The following is a 20,776-nucleotide window of genomic DNA, read 5'->3' on the forward strand; positions in this document are numbered from 1 at the left end:
TTTGTGCGCGTGCCCCTAGATAGACTCCAAAGCCAGTGAGGACAGAATATGGCAAGTGATCCGCTCTTTATTATCATGATCATCGCAATGCTCGCGGTTGTCGGCATTCTTATGGTCGGCATTGGCGGTTTTGCCAAAGGTGGCGAGTTTAATCGCAAACATGCCAACCGCATCATGCGATACCGCATCTATGCACAATTCGTGGCCGTGCTTATCATTCTCGCGGTAGTCTACTTTACAAGGGGTTAAACCATGGTCGTTCTCAATAAAATCTATACCAAAACCGGCGATGCTGGTGAAACCGCGCTTGGCAATGGTGCGCGCGTTGCAAAGCATGCGATGCGCGTGAACGCCTATGGTACAGTGGACGAAACCAATGCGACTGTCGGCCTCGCACGTCAGCATGCGGATGGCAATATGGATGCCATGCTAGGGATGATTCAGAACGATCTGTTCGATCTTGGTGCTGATCTATGCCGTCCAGACATGGAAAAAGACAAAGATGCGGAATATCCACCTTTGCGCATGACAGACACACAAGTCGCGCGATTAGAGAGCGAAATTGACGCGATGAACGGCGACCTTGAACCGCTGCGCAGCTTTATTTTGCCGGGCGGTACCGCCCTCGCCGCGCAAATGCACCTTTGCCGCACTGTCTCGCGGCGTGCGGAGCGTTTGGCCGTGGAGCTTGCAACGATGGAATCCGTCAACCCGGCTGCAGTGAAATACCTGAACCGCCTCTCTGATTGGTTCTTTGTCGCGGGTCGCGTTGTAAACAATGGCGGTAAAGACGACGTTCTTTGGGTCCCTGGTGCCAACCGGTAAATACCCTTTTTTATGCTAGCTTCATTGACTTCGTGAAAAAATAGGTCTTTTTTTCACAAACGCGACGTCATGGCTTTGTGTGGTGTCGATTTTAGCCTGTTGATTCTGCGCACACGTGCGTATTGAGACTGTGTAATTTTGCGCCATCTCGGCGCATTGATAAGGGAGCTTCCGCCAATGAAGGTCATCGTACCTGTCAAACGCGTGATTGATTATAACGTGAAAGTTCGCGTCAAAGCGGATGGAAGCGGTGTTGATCTCGCCAATGTGAAAATGTCCATGAACCCGTTCGACGAGATTGCTGTTGAACAGGCGATCCGCCTTAAAGAGGCTGGCAAAGCAGACGAAGTCATCGCAGTTTCTGTCGGCGTAAAGCAAGCGCAAGAAACACTGCGCACGGCTTTGGCGATGGGTGCAGATCGTGCGATCCTCGTGATTGCAGCAGAAGATGTTCACACAGATATCGAACCGCTTACAGTTGCGAAAATCCTGAAAGGGATTATCGACGAAGAGCAGCCAGGTCTTGTTCTGTGTGGCAAGCAGGCGATTGACAACGACATGAACGCGACCGGTCAAATGCTGTCAGCTTTGATGGGTTGGTCACAGGCAACATTCGCGTCCGAAATCGACATCGATGGCGACAGTGCTACTGTGACGCGCGAAGTCGACGGCGGCTTGCAAACGATCAAAGTGAACATGCCAACGGTTGTCACTGTTGATTTGCGCTTGAACGAGCCACGCTACGCGTCCCTGCCAAACATTATGAAGGCAAAGAAAAAGCCTTTGGATGAGAAAACAGCAGCAGATTATGGCGTTGACGCATCCCCTCGTTTGGAAGTCATCAATACCGTCGAGCCAGCTGCACGCGCAGCAGGTATCAAGGTCGGCTCTGTTGAAGAGCTGATGGAGAAACTCAAAGAAGCGGGGGCTGTATAATGGCTGTTCTCTTACTTGCAGAAGTGACCGACGGCGAATTGGCGCTAGACGCGACAGCGAAAGCTGTCACAGCAGCAACAGCTTTGGGCGATGTCACTGTATTGGCCACAGGCTCGACATGCGCAGACGCAGCAGCACAAGCAGCGACAATCGACGGCGTCTCCAAAGTGCTTTGCGCAGAAGATGCGATCTACGGCAAGCGTTTGGCAGAGCCAGTCGCAGATCTGATCGTTTCCCTTGCGGGCGACTACGAGCACATCGTAGCGCCAGCGACGACAGACGCGAAAAACATCATGCCCCGCGTAGCGGCTTTGCTTGATGTGATGGTGATGTCTGATGTGACGGCTGTCGTAGACGGTTCGACCTTTGAGCGTCCGATCTATGCAGGCAACGCGATGCAGACTGTAAAGTCGTCTGATGCAAAGAAAGTGATCACGTTCCGTGTTGCAACATTCGATGCGGCTGGCCTGGGCGGTTCCGCCTCTGTTGAAAACATCGGCGCGGCGGCTGATCCTGCGCTTAGCTCTTGGGTTGAAGACAAAGTCGCAGCCTCTGATCGTCCTGAACTCACGTCCGCGGGCGTGGTTGTGTCAGGTGGTCGTGGTGTTGGCTCTGAGGATGATTTCAAGATCATCGAAGCGTTGGCAGACAAGCTGAACGCGGCGGTTGGCGCATCCCGCGCGGCGGTTGATAGCGGCTACGCACCAAACGACTGGCAGGTTGGTCAGACGGGTAAAGTTGTTGCGCCTGATCTTTACGTGGCTGTTGGTATCTCCGGTGCGATCCAGCACTTGGCGGGCATGAAAGATAGCAAGATCATCGTAGCGATCAACAAAGACGAAGAAGCGCCAATTTTCCAGGTTGCGGATTTTGGTCTTGTTGCAGACCTCTTTGACGCGGTTCCAGAGCTGACATCGAAGCTCTGATTGCTCAAGCCCTGAAAAGACCAAAGGCCCGCGTTTTACACGCGGGCCTTTGGCTATTCTAGCGCATCATTTGCTCGCTTATCTCTTGCAATGCTTGCGCCGCTTGCACATGCGCAGTTGGCCCCATCACTTGCTTAATCGCCTCTGGGCTCATCAGTGTGCCGCGCAATTCATTGGCATCGCGCTGCAATGCCTGAGCACCAGGAACGCATTCGACATAGGCAGAGGCGTGCTTGCGCACTTGTGAAATCATGTTTGCATCGATCAACATCGGATCACGTGGATCAAGCACCGCATCTGCCGGTGGTCGCACCGATCCAAACCAAAGCATGATTGTCTTATCACCAAGCTGATCAAACAACTGGACCATACTTGTAAGCCAGCATTTTTGCAGCTCATCACAGAGCATTTTGTAACGTCTTTTCGAACAGCCTTGCAGCGCCGTCAGCATAGCTTTGGTGAAATGAAATTCGGCAAAATCAATTTCGGGGAACATCCGTTTCAACGGTTCTTTTGGAGCAATGAAACGGTCGTTCCGGCGCGGATGGACTTTGAAATAATGATTTGTTTGATTAAGTGCCCCAATGATTTGAACAATGCGCAGATCAGCATTTTTCGCTAGATCCATCACAGATTTGTCGCCCAAAATCGCGTCTATCCCTCCGTTGATCATCCCCAAATTCAACGGTTTCGCTGGCAGAAATTCAGCCAGTAATTTTGGAAATGGATCCTGAACGAATTTGCCAAACGTTTCAGTCGCGCCCAAAAACGCTATGTACCGCTGATCAGTATCCACCTTTGGTCCACGGAATGTAATGCGCGACCCCTCATAGCGGCATAGCTCATAGTCTATGCGATTGAGGCCCTTGCTATCATAGCTCATGCCAATCACCCTTTTATTCACCCGAGGATGAGAGTCGCGCAAAAAACTAAACAAATTACTAAACGGTAAACTTTAGACAAACTCGACTGAGTGACCCTTGCGGACGTCTTCACCAAAAGCCTACTATCGCAATAGAATTCGCGCAGGAGTGGCAGATGGATATCAAACGCATTGGAGTCGTTGGCGCAGGTCAAATGGGCAACGGCATCGCCCATGTTATGGCATTGGCGGGTTACGATGTTTTACTCAATGATATCAGTGGCGAAGCTCTTGAAGCAGCGGTTGCGCGCATCGACAAAAATATTGAGCGTCAGGTTTCAAAAGGGGCGGTAAGCGTTCTGGAAAAAGCCGAGGCAATGGCGCGGATCAACACCACAGTTACGTTAAGCGACCTTGGTCCGTGCGATTTGATAATCGAGGCCGCAACAGAGCGCGAAGAAATTAAAGATCAAATTTTCGCAACACTTCTGCCGCATCTGGCAGAGCACACGATTCTGACGTCAAATACATCTTCCATCTCTATTACACGCCTTGCTGCAAAGACGGATCGCCCTGAACGCTTCATGGGGTTCCACTTCATGAACCCGGTGCCTTTGATGCAGCTGGTCGAGCTTATTCGCGGGATCGCAACAGACCAGCCAACCTATGATGCTTGTCTGGCTGTCGTCGAACGCTTGAATAAGACAGCCGCATCAGCGGAAGATTTTCCCGCTTTCATCGTGAACCGTATCTTAATGCCGATGATCAACGAAGCTGTTTACACGCTTTATGAAGGTGTTGGATCAGTCCACTCCATCGATCAATCGCTCAAATTAGGCGCAAATCATCCAATGGGGCCGCTCGAGCTTGCGGATTTCATCGGATTGGACACATGTCTTGCCATTATGAATGTTCTGCATGACGGACTGGCAGACACTAAATATCGCCCCTGCCCTTTGCTCACCAAATACGTAGAAGCTGGCTGGCTCGGTCGCAAAACCAAGCGCGGATTTTACGACTATCGCGGTGATGTTCCTGTGCCGACGCGTTAAACGCCCCTAGTTTTTACCAAGACTCATCGTCTGCTCACGCAACCATGCCATGAAACCGCGTGGGTTGCTCGACCATTCTTTGATCTCATCAGCATCAAAAGGCGCGCCAACAATCGGCTTTTGCGGCTTGCCGCAGGCGTGCATCACTTCGTGTATCAACAAACCTTGGCGCAAGGTTGCAGAAATTCTGTTGGCAATCTGATACGCGCGACTGTTTTGACCCGGGAAATGAACAGGCACCACGGTCGCACCAGAACGGTGGATCATTTTTGCGGTAAACGGGTTCCATTGCTTTTCAATCGCAGGGCCAAACCATGTTTGCGAACATGCAACAACACCAGAAGGGAACAAGACCAGCACACCGTCGTTTGCAAGGTGGTCCATTGCACGCCGCCGCATCTCAAGACTTTGCTCACGCGCGTCTTCCTCGTGGGGAAATGGCACCGGGATCATGAACTCTTCGATTTCACTTACACCCGTCAACAGGGACCGCGTGAGAATACGGTAGTCCGTGCGCACACGACCAATCAGCTCGGCCAAAATCATCCCGTCCACCAAGCCATGCGGATGGTTCGCAACAATAATCACAGGACCCGTTTTGGGGATATGCGCGATCTGTTCATCCGGTGTTTGAAGCTCAATACCCATATGAGACAGAGCTTGCGACCAGAACGCCTGCCCGTCCGCAGCGCCATCGCGTTCAAAACGACGCACCAAGCGGATCAAAGGGATCTTTCCGGTGAGCCATTCCATCACGCGAATGGTGTTGGCCTTCCAAGGATTTGTAAACGTGTTGGCATAAGACAGCTTACGCTTGTCGTAGGGCGCAGGTTCGCTTGCTCCGGCGACAGGCGTCGTCATAACTGCGGGTTTCTGCACTCTTTCAACCATAGCTTTTGCCAATTCCTTGTCGTTTCATTTGCAGAAAACGATACGCTTCTGCTAATTGTCTTCGCCGAACTTGTCCGCGACCAGCGCTTCCAATGCGTCCGCGAGTGCAGCTGCATCTGGGCCGGAGGTTTCTACGTTGATACTTGTTCCTTTGGAAGCTGCCAACATTAAAAGCCCCATGATGCTATCACCCATCGTGTTCAAGCCCTCGCGACTGACGTCTGCACTTGCTTCAAACCCTTCAGTGACTTCAACAAATTTGGCAGATGCGCGCGCGTGCAGACCCTTCTCATTGATGATATTCAGGGTGCGTTGAACGGTTTCAGACATGAAAATTGTCCCTTTAATTCAGATATTTGAATAGTTTTGGCTGTCAATGTACTTACGCCCGGCATCGAGCGACAAACGAACAGCATCGGTCAACGGCAAATCCCTTGATTTCGCAAGCTTCACCAGCATCGGCAGATTTGCACCATAAAGGATGCGTCGTCCGCTCACACGACACGCACGCAAGGATAGATTCGAAGGCGAGCCACCGAAAAGATCCGTAACCAGAACAACACCGGCCCCGTCGTCGACCGATTCAGCAGCGGCACAAATCTCCGCTTCTTTCGAGCTGCGATCGTGATCGGGTAATATCGCAATCGCTTGGATGCCGCCTTGCGCGCCAACCACATGCTCAATCGCGGCCCGATATTCTTGCGCGAGTCCACCATGGGCAACGATCACAATTCCAATCACTTAAGCACCTTACCGATCTTTCGTTTTTACACGTTACGCATTTGATGCCGCGAATTCGCGCTGCAATTCTCTGTGCCTACATGACACTTGCCACCCACTTTGTGCAAGCATCTGCGTCGTCGCTTCTGTCAACGTCACCGACCTGTGCCGCCCACCCGTGCACCCAAATGCAATCGTAAAATGGGATTTTCCCTCTTCCTGATAGGCTGGCAAGAGCGTGTTGCACAGATCCTTGATATGTTGAAAGAAGGCAGCATAGCGCGCATCATCAGACACATATTGCGCCACAGCCGGATCTAACCCAGTCATCCCGCGCAGCTCAGGTTCCCAATGCGGGTTGCGTAGAAAGCGACAATCAAAAACCATATCCGCAGATCGCGGCAATCCCCGCTTATAAGAAAAAGAATGCACAGAGACCGATAACTTCTGATCCATCTCAAGCGAAAACAATCGCGATATTTCTGCGCGCATATCATGTGGGCTGAGTTCAGAGCTATCAATCAGAATGCTCGCCCTTTGACGGATAGAGTTTAACATCTCTTTTTCGCGCGAAATGCCGCGCAAAGGATCGTCAGCACCGGCCATAGGGTGACGCCGGCGTGTTTCTGAAAATCGTCGCAGCAGCACGTTGTCAGAACAGTCTATGAAAAGCACATCGAAATCATAGGCTCTACGACCGCTCAGCTCTTCAATCGCCTCCATAAGTGCATGAGTTGAAAATTCCCGATTGCGCGTATCCAAACCCAGCGCGAGCGGCTTTTCATGCGGTGGCCCTTGCATCAAACGCGGCAAGAGGGACAGAGGCAAGTTATCAATCGCTTCATATCCGAGGTCTTCAAGCGCGTTGATCGCTGTAGAGCGACCGGCACCAGACGGGCCCGTCACCAGAATGAGGCGCTGTTTTTCAGGACTGATCATTTGGTCTGCCATCATTAAAAGGACTCACTCACACGGGAAGCCGTGTTGCACCTTTAAGATATTGCAAAACTGCGAAAGGCAAAACACCCATATCGGTTTTGTGAAACAATGCGAGCGTCACACCAAGGTATTCCTTAGCTCTGCGCTCCGGCAGGCGTTTCTGCTCTGTTTGGTTCAGATCAACTGCACACACAATCACCGCCTTTTTGACAAATGGTGCTTGTAAAATTCCAAATCCACGTGCCTCGATCTGCCCCTGAATTGATTGGGGGGCAGATGCGATCAATTGATCATTTTCGCGAAACAGATCAGTGCGATCATCCGTTACAAGATCACAACCATGTGCCATGAGCTGCAATGCTAAAGCCGACTTGCCAGAACCGGAGCCGCCAACAATCAAAACGCCGTTTCCAGCCCATGCAACAACAGTTGCATGCAGCTGGATGTGTTGATTATCCCCCATAAGGCTTAGAGTGGAAGGCCAACAACGAAACGGGCACCAAGCGGCTCGGAAGTAACATCAGCGGCTGTTGGACGAATATTTTCAGCCCAGATCACACCACCATGTGCTTCAACGATCTGCTTAGAAATCGCGAGGCCAAGACCCGAGTTGTTACCAAACTGACCCTCTGGTCGCTCTGAATAAAAGCGCTTGAACACTTTGCTCAATGCTTGCTCCGGGATGCCCGGACCTGTGTCTTCGACAACGACAAGCACGCGATTTTCACGTTGACGCGCCCATACGCGGATTGCATCGCCTTCTTCACAGAAGCTTGTTGCGTTGGTGATAAGGTTGACAAAGACTTGCGCAAGACGCCCTTCAAGGCCAGAGATCATGATTGGCTCTGCCGGCAAGTCAGCAATGAATTCGACCCCATTGTCCTTGGCCTGCTCACCCAAATATTCGGCCAAATTGCTAACCATATGGAGCAAGTCAAAGCGTTCTTCTTCTTCCTTAACCAGCTCACTGTCGAGACGCGACGCGTTGGAGATATCACTCACAAGGCGGTCCAACCGGCGCACGTCATGTTCAATCACTTGAAGCAATTTTTCGCGCTGATCATCGCGTTTGGCGACGCGCATAGTGCCCACCGCAGAGCGTAACGACGCAAGCGGGTTTTTAATTTCATGAGCAACATCAGCCGCAAACTGTTCGTTACTATCAATGCGGTCATATAGTGCGGCAACCATTCCCCTGAGCGCACCGGACAGTCGTCCGATTTCATCGGGACGCGCAGTCAAATCCGGAATGCGGATGCGCGCTGGGCTAACTTTGCCACTGTCATTGCGGCGACCAACTTCCGCGGCCATTGCAAGATCGGAAAGCGGATTGGAGATCGTCGACGCGAGGACCAGGCTCAGGCCGATAGACACAAGCGTCGCAATCAAAAACATTTGCAAAACGCGTTCACGTTCGCTTCGTACAAGCGCATCGATTTCACCCGACGCACTCGCAAGTGCCACAACGCCAACGCTTTCACCGTCCACCATGATAGGCGTCGTCACGATGAAAATTGCGCCGCCTTCAGCATTTAAGCCTTTACCAACCACTGTTTCGCCAACCGCAGATTTCGTGACAAGATCGCGCAGTTGCTCTTCTAAAGGCGGAATTTGAACCTGTGTCTCGCTTGTGAAGGGCGATGTTGTCAGCGTCCAGAGTTTTGTCAGCGCATCGACAATGATCGTGCGGCCCTGTGTAGCGCCGAGTTCAGCATCAAGGTTTGCGGTGCTGCCTGTGGCATTCGCAACAAGTCCACCTTCTGACCCAAAGACATAGGCCTGAACAGAATTGCGAAGATCGAGCGCATTCAGTGTTGCTTCGATGCTTTCGTCTTCTTCGGCAAGAGTTTGTCCTTCGCCTACTTCAATTTGTGCTTCAAAAACATCCGCAACCAGCTCTACTTCGCCAACAAGGGATGCCGCACGCTGTGAGGCCAAACTGTCGCGAGACGAGTTTAAGTAGAGGATACCCGCAACCAAGATGTTCAAGGCGATTAGGTTAAAGGTAATGATTTTACGAGTTAACGCGCTCTGCTTGAGTGAGAATAGCCCACGGCGATTGCGCTCTTCACGCACGTCTTTCTCAACGGTGCTATCCGGGGCGACCCAATCGTCGCCCAGAACCACATCGACTTCCTGACGTGCGCGTGGCGCAGGTGTTATACGCTCTGCGAGAGCCATTACTCTTCGTTATACCTGTAGCCGATGCCATAGAGCGTTTCGATCGCTGAAAACTCTTGGTCAACGCTGCGCATCTTTTTGCGCAAGCGCTTGATGTGGCTATCGATTGTACGGTCATCCACATAGACCTGATCGTCATATGCAACGTCCATCAGCTGATCACGGCTTTTTACAAAGCCTGGACGCTGTGCGAGCGCTTGAAGAAGCAGAAATTCTGTTACTGTCAAAGTAACGTCTTTGCCCTTCCACTTCACCGCATGGCGCAAGGGATCCATTATCAGGTCACCCCGTTCGATGACTTTATTTTCATCTGTTTCTGCGACAACGACACCCGCCTCGGCATCTTGTCGACGCAACAAAGTGCGGATCCGCTCAACCAGCAAACGCTGGGAAAAAGGCTTTTTGACGTAATCATCTGCGCCCATCCGCAGACCCAAGACTTCGTCAATTTCGTCATCTTTTGATGTCAAAAAGATAACCGGCATAGACGTTTTTTGGCGCAAGCGCTGAAGCAAGTCCATTCCGTCCATGCGCGGCATTTTGATATCGAGAACGGCCATATCTGGCAGCTTGCGATTAAACGCATCTAGGGCCGATTGACCGTCGTTGTAAGTTTCTACCTCAAAGCCTTCGGCCTCAAGAGTCATAGAGACCGACGTCAGGATATTCCTGTCGTCGTCCACCAATGCGATTTTGGACATGCCTGCTTCCTTATACTGCTCAATACCAGTTTATTTTTTTCACTATGACTCGCGTGTTTCTAGTTTCAGATCAATCCCCAAGTGCGAATCAGCTACAAATGCGTGACTTATTTGGCACCGCAAACCCTTATTTTCTGCTGAATAGCGTAGATTTTGTACCTTCAATTTTACTCAACCCCACCAGATGTGGTGATGATTGCGCTAAAGTAATGTTGGTTGCGCTAACTGTGCCAAACCGTCCTGTTCACCCGTGAAATCATCATGTTAAGAGGAATTACCGCGATGATATGTTCAATCGCGATCAGTCTTGCGCCGACGAGGGTGTGGGCTGTCAAACTAAATTAGGCCGCAAACGCATGGCCACGGGAGTTTAATATGACAACTGGACGGGTGAACCCTTCTTTCAAGCTTGAAGATCAAGGCATCACGGAGCTTGGGAATGTCTATTATAACTTGATGGAGCCAGCGCTTATCCAGACAGCGCTCGAAAAAGGCGAAGGCGAGCTTGGCAACGGCGGTGCCTTTTTGGTGACCACCGGCAAGTTCACGGGGCGTTCGCCAAAAGACAAACACGTCGTGAAAACTCCCGATGTCGTCGATACGATCTGGTGGGAAAACAATGCTGAAATGAGCGTCGAAGGCTTTGACGCACTTCACGAAGACATGCTCGAGCATATGAAGGGTCGTGACTATTTTGTTCAGGACCTTGTTGGCGGCGCTGATCCCAAACACTCCATCGACGTGCGCGTCATTACTGAACTCGCGTGGCACGGCCTCTTCATTCGCACGATGTTGCGTCGTCCTGATCGTGAAGAACTGGACGATTTCACGGCTGATTTTACAGTTATTAATTGCCCAAGTTTCCTCGCTGACCCGAAGCGTCACAACTGCCGCTCTGAAACAGTCATCGCCATGAACTTTGAAAAGAAGCTCATTTTGATCGGTGGCACAGAGTACGCAGGTGAGAACAAAAAATCCGTCTTCTCTTTGTTGAACTACCTCTTGCCAGAAAAAGGCATCATGCCGATGCATTGTTCTGCCAACCATGCGCATGGCAATCCTGTGGATACGGCTGTTTTCTTCGGCCTCTCCGGCACGGGCAAGACCACGCTTTCTGCAGATCCCGCGCGCACACTAATCGGTGACGATGAGCACGGCTGGTCAGATCGTGGAACCTTCAACTTTGAGGGCGGTTGCTACGCGAAAACGATCAACCTCAGCAAAGAAGCAGAGCCAGAGATCTACGCGACAACAACAAAGTTCGGAACCGTCATTGAAAACATGGTCTATGATGCGGACACGAAAGAGCTGGACTTCAATGACGACAGCCTGACCGCAAACATGCGCTGTGCTTACCCGTTGCACTACATCTCTAACGCTTCAGATACAGCACTTGGGGGTCATCCCAAAAACATCATCATGCTGACATGCGACGCCTTTGGTGTGCTTCCCCCAATCGCGCGCCTGACACCTGCGCAAGCGATGTATCACTTCCTAAGTGGCTTCACTGCTAAAGTGGCCGGTACAGAGCGTGGCGTGACAGAGCCACAGCCGACCTTCTCCACGTGTTTTGGTGCGCCGTTTATGCCGCGCCGTCCAGAAGTATACGGCAACTTGCTGAAAGAGAAGATCGCACAGCATGGCGCAACCTGCTGGCTAGTAAACACCGGCTGGACAGGCGGCGCATACGGCACAGGTTCGCGTATGCCGATCCGCGCTACGCGTGCATTGCTAACCGCAGCGCTTGATGGCTCTTTGGGGGACGCAACGTTCCGTAAGGATCCGAACTTCGGGTTTGATGTACCTGTCGCGGCAAATGGCGTCGCAGAGGTTCTGCTCGATCCACGCCGTACTTGGGACGATCCTGAAGCATATGACCGCCAAGCGACCAAGCTTGTGAATATGTTTGCAGACAACTTCCAGCAATACATTCCCTACATTGATGCAGATGTGAAAGCGGCAGCAATCAGCTAAATTCACTCAAGCGAGCACTTTTAGCGCCTCCGAGGTCCTCGGGGGCGTTTCTTTTTGTGTGAAGCGGACTACCTATCCTTACATGAAATGGTTTTTCTTCATCTTGGTTTTGCCCAGCGCTGCGATTGCCCAAGGATTTGCTGGTTTAGGCAATGACGTCGAAGGCTTTTCTACGCCTGAGCGCGGGACAGCCCTTTCGTTTCCGCAAGATCACGGTGCGCACAATGATTATCGCATTGAATGGTGGTATCTGACGGCCAATTTGACCGGACCAGATGGCGCGCCCTACGGCTTACAATGGACATTATTTCGAAGCGCTTTGACGCCAAAAGACGCTGAGGGCTGGAACAGTTCGCAGCTTTGGATGGGGCATGCGGCCGTCACCACAGCAGACGCGCACTATGTGACCGAACGGTTTGGGCGCGGCGGAATCGGACAGGCAGGTGTCGACGTGACCGACGCGTTCGATGCATGGTTAGATGATTGGTTCCTGCGTGGAAGTTTGGATTACGACACAATGCAAATGCGCGCTGTTGGGCCAAATTTTAGCTATGACATGACACTCGATGCGCAAGGACCTTTGGTCTTGCAGGGCGATCAGGGGTATTCTGTCAAATCCGCTGCTGGGCAAGCAAGTTATTACTACTCCCAACCGTTTTACGACATCTCAGGGACGCTCAAACTACCTGACGGGGACATCGCCGTTACAGGGCACGCATGGCTTGATCGTGAATGGTCCTCCCAGCCATTGGCAAGTGATCAAACAGGGTGGGATTGGTTTTCGCTCAGCTTTGACAGCGGTGCACGGATGATGGGGTTTGTGCTGCGATCAAATGAAACTGCCCCTTACACGTCGGCCACTTGGATCGAGGCTGACGGCACCGCCACCCTTATGCCTAATGGTGCTTTCCAAGCACAAGAGGTCACACGCACGGATGTGGCGGGGCGGAGCGTTCCAACGACCTGGACCGTGCAGTTGCCCGAAAAGGGTGTCGATCTGACCGTTAGCGCGCTTAATCCGATGGCTTGGATGACAACATCAGTGCCTTATTGGGAAGGTCCGATTACCTTTGATGGCTCACATCAAGGCACAGGATATCTCGAAATGACGGGTTACGAGTGAAACAACTTATCGCAAGAGTGTGACGCCGTGAGCGCTAGCCCTGCGCGCACCTTGCGTGTAGCAGAACGTTATGAATATCGAATACCCCCAGACCCGCGACCTTGTTTTGATTGGCGGCGGTCACGCGCACGCGCTTGTTCTAAAGATGTGGGCGATGAAACCGCTTGCTGGTGCACGCCTGACAGTCATCAACCCCGCGCCCAGCGCGCCCTACAGTGGAATGTTGCCTGGGTTTGTGGCCGGCCATTACACAAGTGATGAACTCTACATCGATCTCGTACGTATCGCGCGCGCCGCAGGCGCACGCATTGTGCTGGGCAAAGCCACGCATATTGACCGAGAGCAAAAGCACATAATTGTGCCGGGGCGTGCGCCGATTGGGTATGATGTCTGTTCCGTTGATATTGGGATTACCTCTGGCATGCCCGAACTTGACGGGTTCACAGAACATGCTGTGCCTGCCAAGCCGCTCGATGATTTCGCACGTATTTGGGAAGGTTTTTGCCAAGAGACCGGCCCCGCACAAGTTGCCGTACTAGGCGCTGGCGTCGCGGGTGCGGAAGTGGCGATGGCAGCAGCGCACCGGCTTCAACGACTTGGACGCGCCGCAGATGTAACGCTGATTGATCGCTCCAAAGCGCTCAGTCGTTTGGGCGCTCAAGCGCGTACAAAGGTGCTGAAAAGCCTGAAAGAGCTGAAGGTCACGCTTCTGGAGCATACCAAAGTTGAACGCATTGAAGCGGACCAAGTTATTGTAGAAGGTCGCGCGCCGATCCCCTCAAAAATAACGTTGGGGGCGGCTGGGACACGGGCGTATGAATGGCTCTCCGACATCGGGCTTGCGATGGAGCAAGGCTACATCAAGGTGCTCCCCACGCTGCAAAGTGAAACGGATTCTGACATTTTTGCTGTTGGCGATTGCGCGCATCTCACACATGCACCACGTCCAAAAGCTGGGGTTTTTGCAGTGCGTGAAGCGCCGATCCTATTTCACAACCTGCGCGCCGCTCTAAGCAATGGCACGATGAAAGAATATCACCCGCAATCAGATTATCTAAAACTCATCTCGCTTGGTGGCAAAATCGCGTTGGCCGAGAAGCTAGGCGTGGCAATTTCAGGTGCGGTGATGTGGAAATGGAAGGACCAGATTGATCGTAAGTTTATGGATCAGTTTGAGACTTTGAAACCAATGGCTGGGTTCGAATTGCCTGCTGAGTATGCAAGTGATGCAGAGCAATATGCGGGGCCAATCTGCGCTGGATGTGGCTCTAAGGTTGGACGTGGGGCATTGGCAAGCACTGCGTTGCATCACACTGGAGCCAAGCGCGACGACGTTGTAACCCTAAAAGGTGACGATGCCGCCTTGCTGCAAATGGGTGATCTGCAACAAGTGTTGAGCACAGATCATCTGCGCGCCTTCACCCACGATCCGGTTTTGATGACACGGATCGCGGCTGTTCATGCCTTGGGCGATATTTGGTCAATGGGCGCAAAGCCGCAAAGCGCAATGGTCAGCCTGATCCTGCCCCGCATGAGCACCGCGCTGCAAGAACGCACACTTGAAGAAGTTATGCGCACCGCCAGCGACGTGATGCGCGATGCAGGCGCACAGATTGTTGGCGGGCATACAAGTATGGGCGCAGAGTTCACGGTTGGGTTCAGTGTCACAGGCCTTGCCGATCGTGCGCCCATCACTTTGGGTGGTGCGCAAATTGGTGATGTGCTTGTACTTACCAAGCCTATTGGTACCGGTGTTTTGCTTGCCGCTGAGATGCAAATGCGCGCGCGTGGTAGTGATGTGGGCGCGGCTTATGCCAGTATGTCCCGTGCAGTCGCACAAGACGCGCGCGCATTGAACGCTGCGCACGCAATGACGGATGTCACAGGTTTCGGGCTTGCAGGTCATATTGCCAATATATGCAGAGCTTCCCAGGTCGGCGCTGAACTGAATGTCAACGCCGTGCCGCTTTTGGATGGTGCACTTGAGCTCAGCGAAGCAGGTGTGCAATCGAGCCTTTATCCCGACAACCTCTCTGATGCGCTAACGTTGATGAATGCGCCGACAAGCGCGCGGGGGCGTTTGATGCTTGATCCCCAAACCGCAGGTGGGTTGCTCGCAGTCCTGCCAGACGCCAAGGCCCAGAAAGCAATAGCGCAGATGAAAGCGCAGGGAATCGACGCAGTCCAGATTGGTCGGGTCGTTCAAGGCCCAGTTGCACTAACCCTGATCGAGTAAAGCTATGACCCTTGTGGCAAGCTGAGCGATGTCACTTGGCTCTAAGCCTTCTGTTTGCAGCGTTGCGAGCACAGTATTTTCACGTCCCGCACGCGAACGTTCATATCCGCGATCATAATGATGCTGCATTAAGTCTGCTGCGAGCTGTTCGTGCTTCCCTTGGCGCAAAAATTCTAGCCATTGTTCAACCCGTTGATGGCTGCAAAGTGCGCGTAACTTATCCAACCGCTCTGCCATGCGACTAGGGTTTTCGAGCACATCTGCATAATCGCGGGTCAGAAACTTCGCGCGCGCCTCCAAGCTGGCCGCAATATCGATCCGTGGCGCAGCGCGCATAGTTTTCCAAACAGACGCAGGGATTAGACGTTCCCCAATTTTGCTGCTTTCTGCTTCGGCTACAATCGGTCTGGATGGATCAAGCTGCATCAACGCCTGAGCAAGTCGACTCTCAAACATTTTCTGGCTGGGTTGTTCATCGTGCATCGCCCCAAGCAGAGACCCGCGATGGTTTGCCAAGCCTTCAAGGTCCAACATCTGCGCACCTTGCGCTTTCAATGCGTGCAAGATCGCGGTTTTGCCAGACCCCGTATTGCCATCAAGCAAGACAAAACTGTGCGGTAGCGCGTCTTCATAAAGCATCCGTACCACTTGAGTGCGATAGCTGCGATACCCGCCTTCAAGCACCTCCGTACGCCAACCAATCTGGCTTAGGATCGACGCGAAACTGCCAGAGCGTTGCCCACCACGCCAACAATAGACCAGCGGCTGCCAAGCTCCGTCCTTTCCGCTCAGATGTGTCTCGATATGATCTGCAGCGTTACGCGCAACAATCGCCGCACCGAGTTTTCGCGCGCGAAACGCGCTTTCCTGAACGTAGATTGTCCCGATCGTAGCGCGCTCTTCATTGCTCATGACAGGCAAATTAATAGCCCCTGGCACATGATCTTCTGCGAACTCCGCAGGCGAGCGTACATCAATCACCGTGTCAAACCGTGAGAGTGCGTCAGAGCGCAAATTATCGAGCTTAAATGCCATGGCGCTGCCTAACCTGCTTTGCATATGAACGAAAGAGCGGCAGAGTGTTGCAGCATAAGGAGAGTACAGATGAGAATTGCTACGGCCGCGTATCCGCTAGATTGGTTTGAAAATTGGTCAGCGTTCGAACGTAAAGTGCGCAGTTGGGTTGCCGATGCAGCGGACCAAGGAGCAGAACTGTTGGTGTTCCCTGAATACGGCGCTATGGAGCTTAGCACGCTTGCTGGGCGCAACGTTTCTATGGATTTGGAGCAAAGCTTGCATGCCGTATCCGAGCGCGTCCCGCAATCTGATGCTTATTACACGACACTCGCCGCCGAGTTTGGCGTTCACATTCTCACCCCGTCGGCCCCTGTGTTTGATGTAAACGTGCACCCTGACCGACCTGTCAATCGCACACGGCTGATAGCGCCCAATGGCAAAAGTGCAGTGCAAGACAAGCAAATCATGACGATGTTTGAGCGCGATCCTTGGAATGTCGCAACAGGCAGCGCCCCTTTGACGGTATTTGATACAGAGCTCGGCAAAATCGGTATTCTAATTTGCTACGACAGTGAATTTCCCCTGCTTGGACGCGCTTTGATTGAAGCAGGTGTGGAATATATCCTTGTTCCATCCTGCACAGAGGCACTCGCTGGTTTTTGGCGCGTGCGCTTAGGCGCGATGTCGCGAGCGCTGGAGGGTCAATGCGTCAGCGTTATGGCGTCGTTGGTTGGCGCTGTGGATTGGTCGACAAGCGTAGACAACACAACCGGCATGGGTGGCATTTTTGGACCACCCGACACAGGATTCCCGAGCGATGGCGTTATCGCGACAGGTGAAATCGGCAAAGCTGGTTGGACAATTGGCGATGCACCGCGCAGCGCAATTGGGCATGTGCGCAGCGATGGTGTCGTGCGAAACGCGAGCCATTGGAGCGAAAAGGAGGCTGCGAAAGGCACCCTGCCCATCACATATTGCGATCTGCGTTGAATTGACCTTGAAATCTTGGAAAAATGCGCTCATTTAAGCGCCAATTCCGCACAGACGCGGATCAGGTAACAATGGAGATACCATGGCCAAGGAAGATACGCTCGAATTTCCCGGTGTCGTAAAGGAACTCCTGCCGAACGCGACATTTTTGGTCGAGCTAGAAAATGGCCATACGATCATCGCGCACACGGCAGGCAAGATGCGCAAGAACCGCATCCGTGTTCTGGCAGGCGACAAAGTTCAGGTCGAAATGACCCCCTATGATCTGTCAAAAGGTCGTATCAATTATCGCTTCAAATAAGTTGCGCGTAACGACGATCAGACGAATGAAACCGGTCCTTTGGGCCGGTTTTGCTTTGAGGACCCTATGAAACTTGTTCTTGGAAGCGGCAGCCCAAGGCGGCTTGAGTTGTTAGCCCAGATCGGGTTGAAACCAGACGCCATTCGCGCGCCCGATATTGATGAAACGCCCTACAAGGCGGAACAGCCACGCCCCTATTGCGCCCGCATGGCACGCGAAAAGGTCGCGGCCGTACCAATAAACGAGGGTGAAGTTGTGCTTTGCGCAGACACGACTGTCGCGTTGGGACGCAGGATTATGGGCAAACCCGCAAATGCCGGAGAAGCAGCAGAATTTCTATTGGCGCTTTCTGGTCGTCGTCACCGCGTTATTACGGCTGTCGCCATCAAAGAGGGTGACAATATCTGGGAACGTGACGTCGTAACAAACGTGAAGATGAAGCGTCTCGCAGATATTGAACTCAACAGCTATCTCGCCACCAATGACTGGCAAGGCAAAGCAGGTGGCTATGCCATCCAAGGCCCCGCTTCTGCTTTCATTCCTTGGATCAGTGGCAGTTTTAGTGCCGTGGTTGGCTTGCCTTTGGCCGAAACAGCCGCCCTGCTGCTAGCCGCAGGATACCCAGTTTACGGAGAACGCCTATGAAGGGTCGCAGCATAATCCTAGATCATATCAATGGCCGTGAAGCAGCGGCATTGATGGTGGATGGCCAGCTCGATGACATACACATTGCCTCAGATGCGCCTGCCCCCGGTACGATTTATCGCGCTATCGCGGATCGTCCAGTAAAGGGCCAAGGTGGAATGTTTTTGAAAACGCCTGATGGTAACGCGTTTCTGCGCCAGATTAAGGGTATGGCCCCCGGTGATGAGCTGCTTGTGCAAGTGACGGGCTATTCCGAGGATGGCAAAGCGATCCCTGTGACGCACCGCGTCCTTTTTAAGTCGCGCTATGTGATTGTGACGCCGAATGCACCTGGGATTAACGTCTCTCGCGCGATCCGCGACGATGAACGCCGCGAAGAAATCCTGGCAGTTGTGCACGACACAGTCGAGGATGTTCCACACGGTATTATATTGCGATCTTCTTGCGAACATGCGGGCGACGAGGACATTTCAGAAGACCTTTTGTCGATGCTCACCCTCGCGGATCAGGTCTTGAACGATACAGGCGCAGGTGCAGAAACACTGACGGAGGGTGACGGGCCACACTTGCTTGCATGGCGCGACTGGGTCGAGCCGGCAGATGTGGTCACGGACGAAGGCAGCTTTGAGAACCACGGAGTTCTGGATGCTTTAGAAGCGCTCGAAAGTCCGCGTACTGACTTGAGTGGCGGCGCATTTGCCTATGTGGAACCCACACGCGCGCTTGTTGCGGTAGATGTGAACACCGGCAATGACACCTCCATGAGTGCTGGCATCAAGGCAAATTTTGCGCTCGCCAAAGCCCTACCCCGCGCGCTTAGGGTACGTGGCTTGGGCGGTCAGATCGTGCTTGACCTTGCACCGATGCCCAAAAAGGACCGTCGTGGATTTGAAAGCGCTCTAAAGGCGGCTTTGCGCGCAGATGGAATCGAAACAAACTTCGTCGGCTGGACGCCTCTGGGCCATGTAGAACTGCAACGCAAGCGTGCCCGCATCCCTTTGTCAGAGTTACTGAAATGAGTTGCCCCGTTTGTGATAAAGAGACGCTAGTCGCCTACAAACCCTTTTGTTCTAAACGCTGTGCGGATCTGGATTTGGCAAAATGGTTAAATGGATCTTACGCCCTGCCATCCAACGATCCTGATGATGCAGAAGAGCTGTTTGAAGCAATGGAGCAGGCACTTCAGCATCCCGATGACCCATCGGACGAAAAACTGCATTAATCGGTGCGGTTTGGTCTGGACAGTCCCCTCTGAGCGTCCTAGAACGCGCAAACCCAAGCGATCTCGATCGCATCCCGTGCCCGGGTAGCTCAGGGGTAGAGCAGTGGATTGAAAATCCTCGTGTCGGTGGTTCGATTCCGCCCCTGGGCACCACTTTTACCAATAAAAACAATGACTTATCATTTCGCAATGCGCGCTAAAGTTGTGCAAATCAAAAACACACCTTAAACACACTTTTTGCCGTGTTGCTGACTATTTTGACTGCGGAATCACGGTGTTGGACACTGTGTTTGGGGTTTGTGTGTTGAGACACAGTGTTGGCGAAGTTTTGGTTGAACATGGTTCGGGACACAAACGCGTGGAGTATATATGTTGTAACCAAGGACTTCACAGCTTCGGTTCTAAGCGGACATTGGTGCATCTCGCAGCGAATGCTGTTGGCACGGCTATGAGGTCGGCTCCTTGCAAAGCGATATGGCGAAGGTTGTAATTTGAACACCTGCTACCATTGGCATCACAAGTCGGTAGAAGGTTGATTTCCAGTTGCTCTGATATGAAATGCTCGTAAGTGTTTGCCTATGCAAGAACCATGGAAATACGTTCAAAACATATAATAGTATTTTTAAAAATGGAGAAGATTAATGAAATTAGGCGCTAGAGCATTTTTAAAAAAAAGTAGTTTTCTGTTTGAGAATAAGCCTTGGCCAATAGAGAAAGCACTCCACAAATCTCTGTTTTCTCAAGAAAAAGAAAAGCTCGAAAATATGTGGGAAATGGCCAAAATGGGCATCCATGACCCCAACTCAACATTGTATCTACCGAAAACGCCAGAGCAAGCAGCTAAGTTGTTTTCGCATGATGCAAACCGGGCCGTTGCTTCTATGACTTGGATTTCTAACGCAATGTCTGAGTCTTCGCCTGGGACAGTTTTAGAACTTGGTTGTGGAGCAGGTTTTTTGCTTAGCTACCTTCAAAAAGTTTATCCAAACTTCAGTTATTCAGGATTAGAATATGTAGAGAATTTGGCCTCAGTAGCGCGAGATTTAACAGGTTTAGAGATTATAAACGAAGATTATCTCACTTACACGCCTAGTGATAAGTACGACTATCTTATTTGCGATTTTGGTTGGAACATCAATGACATAAAGTCTGGTCCAGATCGGCTTTGTTGCACAAATCGGGCACTGTAGGATTCACTGTGTGAATCCAGCGTGATAGCTCGCGGACATGAGCAG

23 protein-coding genes and 1 tRNA gene are annotated in these 20,776 nt (G+C 52.1%); 15 read left to right on the top strand and 9 right to left on the bottom strand.

Features of this window, described 5'->3' with window-relative positions:
• Nucleotides 1-48 precede the first annotated feature (48 nt).
• From ACTG3Z_RS15830 to ACTG3Z_RS15845, 4 genes are all read left to right on the top strand, one after another.
• Nucleotides 49-249 (top strand): twin transmembrane helix small protein, encoded by a 201-nt coding sequence (locus ACTG3Z_RS15830; RefSeq protein WP_375266538.1) that lies wholly within the window; start codon nucleotides 49-51, stop codon nucleotides 247-249.
• Between the two features lie 3 nt (nucleotides 250-252).
• Nucleotides 253-825 (top strand): cob(I)yrinic acid a,c-diamide adenosyltransferase, encoded by a 573-nt coding sequence (locus ACTG3Z_RS15835; RefSeq protein ID WP_439143990.1) that lies wholly within the window; start codon nucleotides 253-255, stop codon nucleotides 823-825.
• A gap of 177 nt (nucleotides 826-1,002) precedes the next feature.
• A complete protein-coding gene (locus ACTG3Z_RS15840; protein ID WP_439143991.1) occupies nucleotides 1,003-1,761 on the top strand; it encodes an electron transfer flavoprotein subunit beta/FixA family protein in 759 nt (252 codons plus the stop codon).
• Nucleotides 1,761-2,687: an electron transfer flavoprotein subunit alpha/FixB family protein gene (locus ACTG3Z_RS15845; RefSeq protein WP_439143992.1), complete on the top strand. Its 927-nt coding sequence runs from the start codon at nucleotides 1,761-1,763 to the stop codon at nucleotides 2,685-2,687. The genes ACTG3Z_RS15840 and ACTG3Z_RS15845 overlap by 1 nt, the downstream gene beginning before the upstream one ends.
• A 58-nt stretch (nucleotides 2,688-2,745) precedes the next feature.
• Here ACTG3Z_RS15845 and ACTG3Z_RS15850 read toward each other — a convergent pair whose 3' ends face one another.
• The gene (locus ACTG3Z_RS15850; RefSeq protein ID WP_439143993.1) at nucleotides 2,746-3,570 is read right to left on the bottom strand and encodes a DUF6473 family protein; all 825 of its coding nucleotides are present in this window, start codon (nucleotides 3,568-3,570) and stop codon (nucleotides 2,746-2,748) included.
• A 155-nt stretch (nucleotides 3,571-3,725) separates the two neighbouring features.
• Here ACTG3Z_RS15850 and ACTG3Z_RS15855 point away from each other — a divergent pair, with 155 nt between their 5' ends.
• A complete protein-coding gene (locus tag ACTG3Z_RS15855) occupies nucleotides 3,726-4,601 on the top strand; it encodes a 3-hydroxybutyryl-CoA dehydrogenase (protein WP_439143994.1) in 876 nt (291 codons plus the stop codon).
• A 6-nt stretch (nucleotides 4,602-4,607) separates the two neighbouring features.
• On the opposite strand, the gene ACTG3Z_RS15860 is transcribed toward ACTG3Z_RS15855, so the two are convergent.
• The 7 genes from ACTG3Z_RS15860 to ACTG3Z_RS15890 are packed head-to-tail and all read right to left on the bottom strand — an operon-like array spanning nucleotide 4,608 to nucleotide 10,033.
• Entirely contained in the window at nucleotides 4,608-5,492 is an 885-nt protein-coding gene (locus tag ACTG3Z_RS15860) for a lysophospholipid acyltransferase family protein (RefSeq protein ID WP_439143995.1), read from the bottom strand.
• 51 nt (nucleotides 5,493-5,543) lie between these two features.
• On the bottom strand, nucleotides 5,544-5,822 hold the full coding sequence (locus ACTG3Z_RS15865; RefSeq protein WP_375266531.1) for an HPr family phosphocarrier protein: 279 nt from the start codon (nucleotides 5,820-5,822) through the stop codon (nucleotides 5,544-5,546).
• 18 nt (nucleotides 5,823-5,840) lie between these two features.
• Entirely contained in the window at nucleotides 5,841-6,233 is a 393-nt protein-coding gene (locus ACTG3Z_RS15870) for a PTS sugar transporter subunit IIA (protein ID WP_375266530.1), read from the bottom strand.
• A 33-nt stretch (nucleotides 6,234-6,266) separates the two neighbouring features.
• The gene (gene rapZ / locus ACTG3Z_RS15875; RefSeq protein ID WP_439143996.1) at nucleotides 6,267-7,166 is read right to left on the bottom strand and encodes an RNase adapter RapZ; all 900 of its coding nucleotides are present in this window, start codon (nucleotides 7,164-7,166) and stop codon (nucleotides 6,267-6,269) included.
• Nucleotides 7,167-7,179: 13 nt separating this feature from the next.
• Nucleotides 7,180-7,614 carry an HPr kinase/phosphorylase gene (locus ACTG3Z_RS15880; RefSeq protein WP_439143997.1) on the bottom strand — a complete coding sequence of 145 codons (435 nt, stop codon included), beginning with the start codon at nucleotides 7,612-7,614 and terminating at the stop codon, nucleotides 7,180-7,182.
• A 5-nt stretch (nucleotides 7,615-7,619) separates the two neighbouring features.
• Entirely contained in the window at nucleotides 7,620-9,332 is a 1,713-nt protein-coding gene (locus tag ACTG3Z_RS15885) for a sensor N-terminal transmembrane domain-containing protein (RefSeq protein ID WP_439143998.1), read from the bottom strand.
• Nucleotides 9,332-10,033: a response regulator transcription factor gene (locus tag ACTG3Z_RS15890; protein ID WP_439143999.1), complete on the bottom strand. Its 702-nt coding sequence runs from the start codon at nucleotides 10,031-10,033 to the stop codon at nucleotides 9,332-9,334. The genes ACTG3Z_RS15885 and ACTG3Z_RS15890 overlap by 1 nt, the downstream gene beginning before the upstream one ends.
• A gap of 375 nt (nucleotides 10,034-10,408) precedes the next feature.
• Between ACTG3Z_RS15890 and ACTG3Z_RS15895 the strand changes: the two genes are divergently transcribed.
• From ACTG3Z_RS15895 to selD, 3 genes are all read left to right on the top strand, one after another.
• Nucleotides 10,409-12,007: a phosphoenolpyruvate carboxykinase gene (locus ACTG3Z_RS15895; protein ID WP_375266525.1), complete on the top strand. Its 1,599-nt coding sequence runs from the start codon at nucleotides 10,409-10,411 to the stop codon at nucleotides 12,005-12,007.
• An 82-nt stretch (nucleotides 12,008-12,089) separates the two neighbouring features.
• On the top strand, nucleotides 12,090-13,130 hold the full coding sequence (locus ACTG3Z_RS15900; protein WP_439144000.1) for a lipocalin-like domain-containing protein: 1,041 nt from the start codon (nucleotides 12,090-12,092) through the stop codon (nucleotides 13,128-13,130).
• Nucleotides 13,131-13,200: 70 nt separating this feature from the next.
• The gene (selD, locus tag ACTG3Z_RS15905) at nucleotides 13,201-15,366 is read left to right on the top strand and encodes a selenide, water dikinase SelD (RefSeq protein WP_439144001.1); all 2,166 of its coding nucleotides are present in this window, start codon (nucleotides 13,201-13,203) and stop codon (nucleotides 15,364-15,366) included.
• Here the strand turns inward: selD and mnmH are convergent.
• The gene (gene mnmH / locus ACTG3Z_RS15910; RefSeq protein ID WP_439144002.1) at nucleotides 15,349-16,401 is read right to left on the bottom strand and encodes a tRNA 2-selenouridine(34) synthase MnmH; all 1,053 of its coding nucleotides are present in this window, start codon (nucleotides 16,399-16,401) and stop codon (nucleotides 15,349-15,351) included. The two genes, selD and mnmH, sit on opposite strands and share 18 nt — an antisense overlap.
• Nucleotides 16,402-16,470: 69 nt before the next feature.
• On the opposite strand from mnmH, the gene ACTG3Z_RS15915 reads away from it, so the two are divergent.
• The 7 genes from ACTG3Z_RS15915 to ACTG3Z_RS15945 all read left to right on the top strand — a co-directional run bounded on the left by ACTG3Z_RS15915 (nucleotide 16,471) and on the right by ACTG3Z_RS15945 (nucleotide 20,731).
• Nucleotides 16,471-17,373 carry a carbon-nitrogen hydrolase family protein gene (locus tag ACTG3Z_RS15915; RefSeq protein WP_439144003.1) on the top strand — a complete coding sequence of 301 codons (903 nt, stop codon included), beginning with the start codon at nucleotides 16,471-16,473 and terminating at the stop codon, nucleotides 17,371-17,373.
• Between the two features lie 82 nt (nucleotides 17,374-17,455).
• On the top strand, nucleotides 17,456-17,674 hold the full coding sequence (gene infA / locus ACTG3Z_RS15920; RefSeq protein ID WP_009830821.1) for a translation initiation factor IF-1: 219 nt from the start codon (nucleotides 17,456-17,458) through the stop codon (nucleotides 17,672-17,674).
• Nucleotides 17,675-17,740: 66 nt separating this feature from the next.
• The gene (locus tag ACTG3Z_RS15925; RefSeq protein WP_439144004.1) at nucleotides 17,741-18,319 is read left to right on the top strand and encodes a Maf family protein; all 579 of its coding nucleotides are present in this window, start codon (nucleotides 17,741-17,743) and stop codon (nucleotides 18,317-18,319) included.
• Nucleotides 18,316-19,338, top strand: a complete 1,023-nt coding sequence (locus ACTG3Z_RS15930; RefSeq protein ID WP_439144005.1) for a ribonuclease E/G — start codon at nucleotides 18,316-18,318, stop codon at nucleotides 19,336-19,338. Before ACTG3Z_RS15925 ends, ACTG3Z_RS15930 begins: the two co-directional genes overlap by 4 nt.
• On the top strand, nucleotides 19,335-19,541 hold the full coding sequence (locus ACTG3Z_RS15935; protein ID WP_439144006.1) for a DNA gyrase inhibitor YacG: 207 nt from the start codon (nucleotides 19,335-19,337) through the stop codon (nucleotides 19,539-19,541). The genes ACTG3Z_RS15930 and ACTG3Z_RS15935 overlap by 4 nt, the downstream gene beginning before the upstream one ends.
• Nucleotides 19,542-19,619: 78 nt before the next feature.
• Nucleotides 19,620-19,694: transfer RNA gene (locus ACTG3Z_RS15940), tRNA-Phe, on the top strand.
• Between the two features lie 488 nt (nucleotides 19,695-20,182).
• Complete coding sequence (locus ACTG3Z_RS15945) at nucleotides 20,183-20,731, top strand: class I SAM-dependent methyltransferase (protein WP_439144007.1); 549 nt, start codon at nucleotides 20,183-20,185, stop codon at nucleotides 20,729-20,731.
• The last annotated feature ends 45 nt before the right edge of the window (nucleotides 20,732-20,776 follow it).

The sequence above is a fragment of the Planktotalea sp. genome, from assembly GCF_965659345.1.
Taxonomy (GTDB): Bacteria; Pseudomonadota; Alphaproteobacteria; order Rhodobacterales; family Rhodobacteraceae; genus Planktotalea.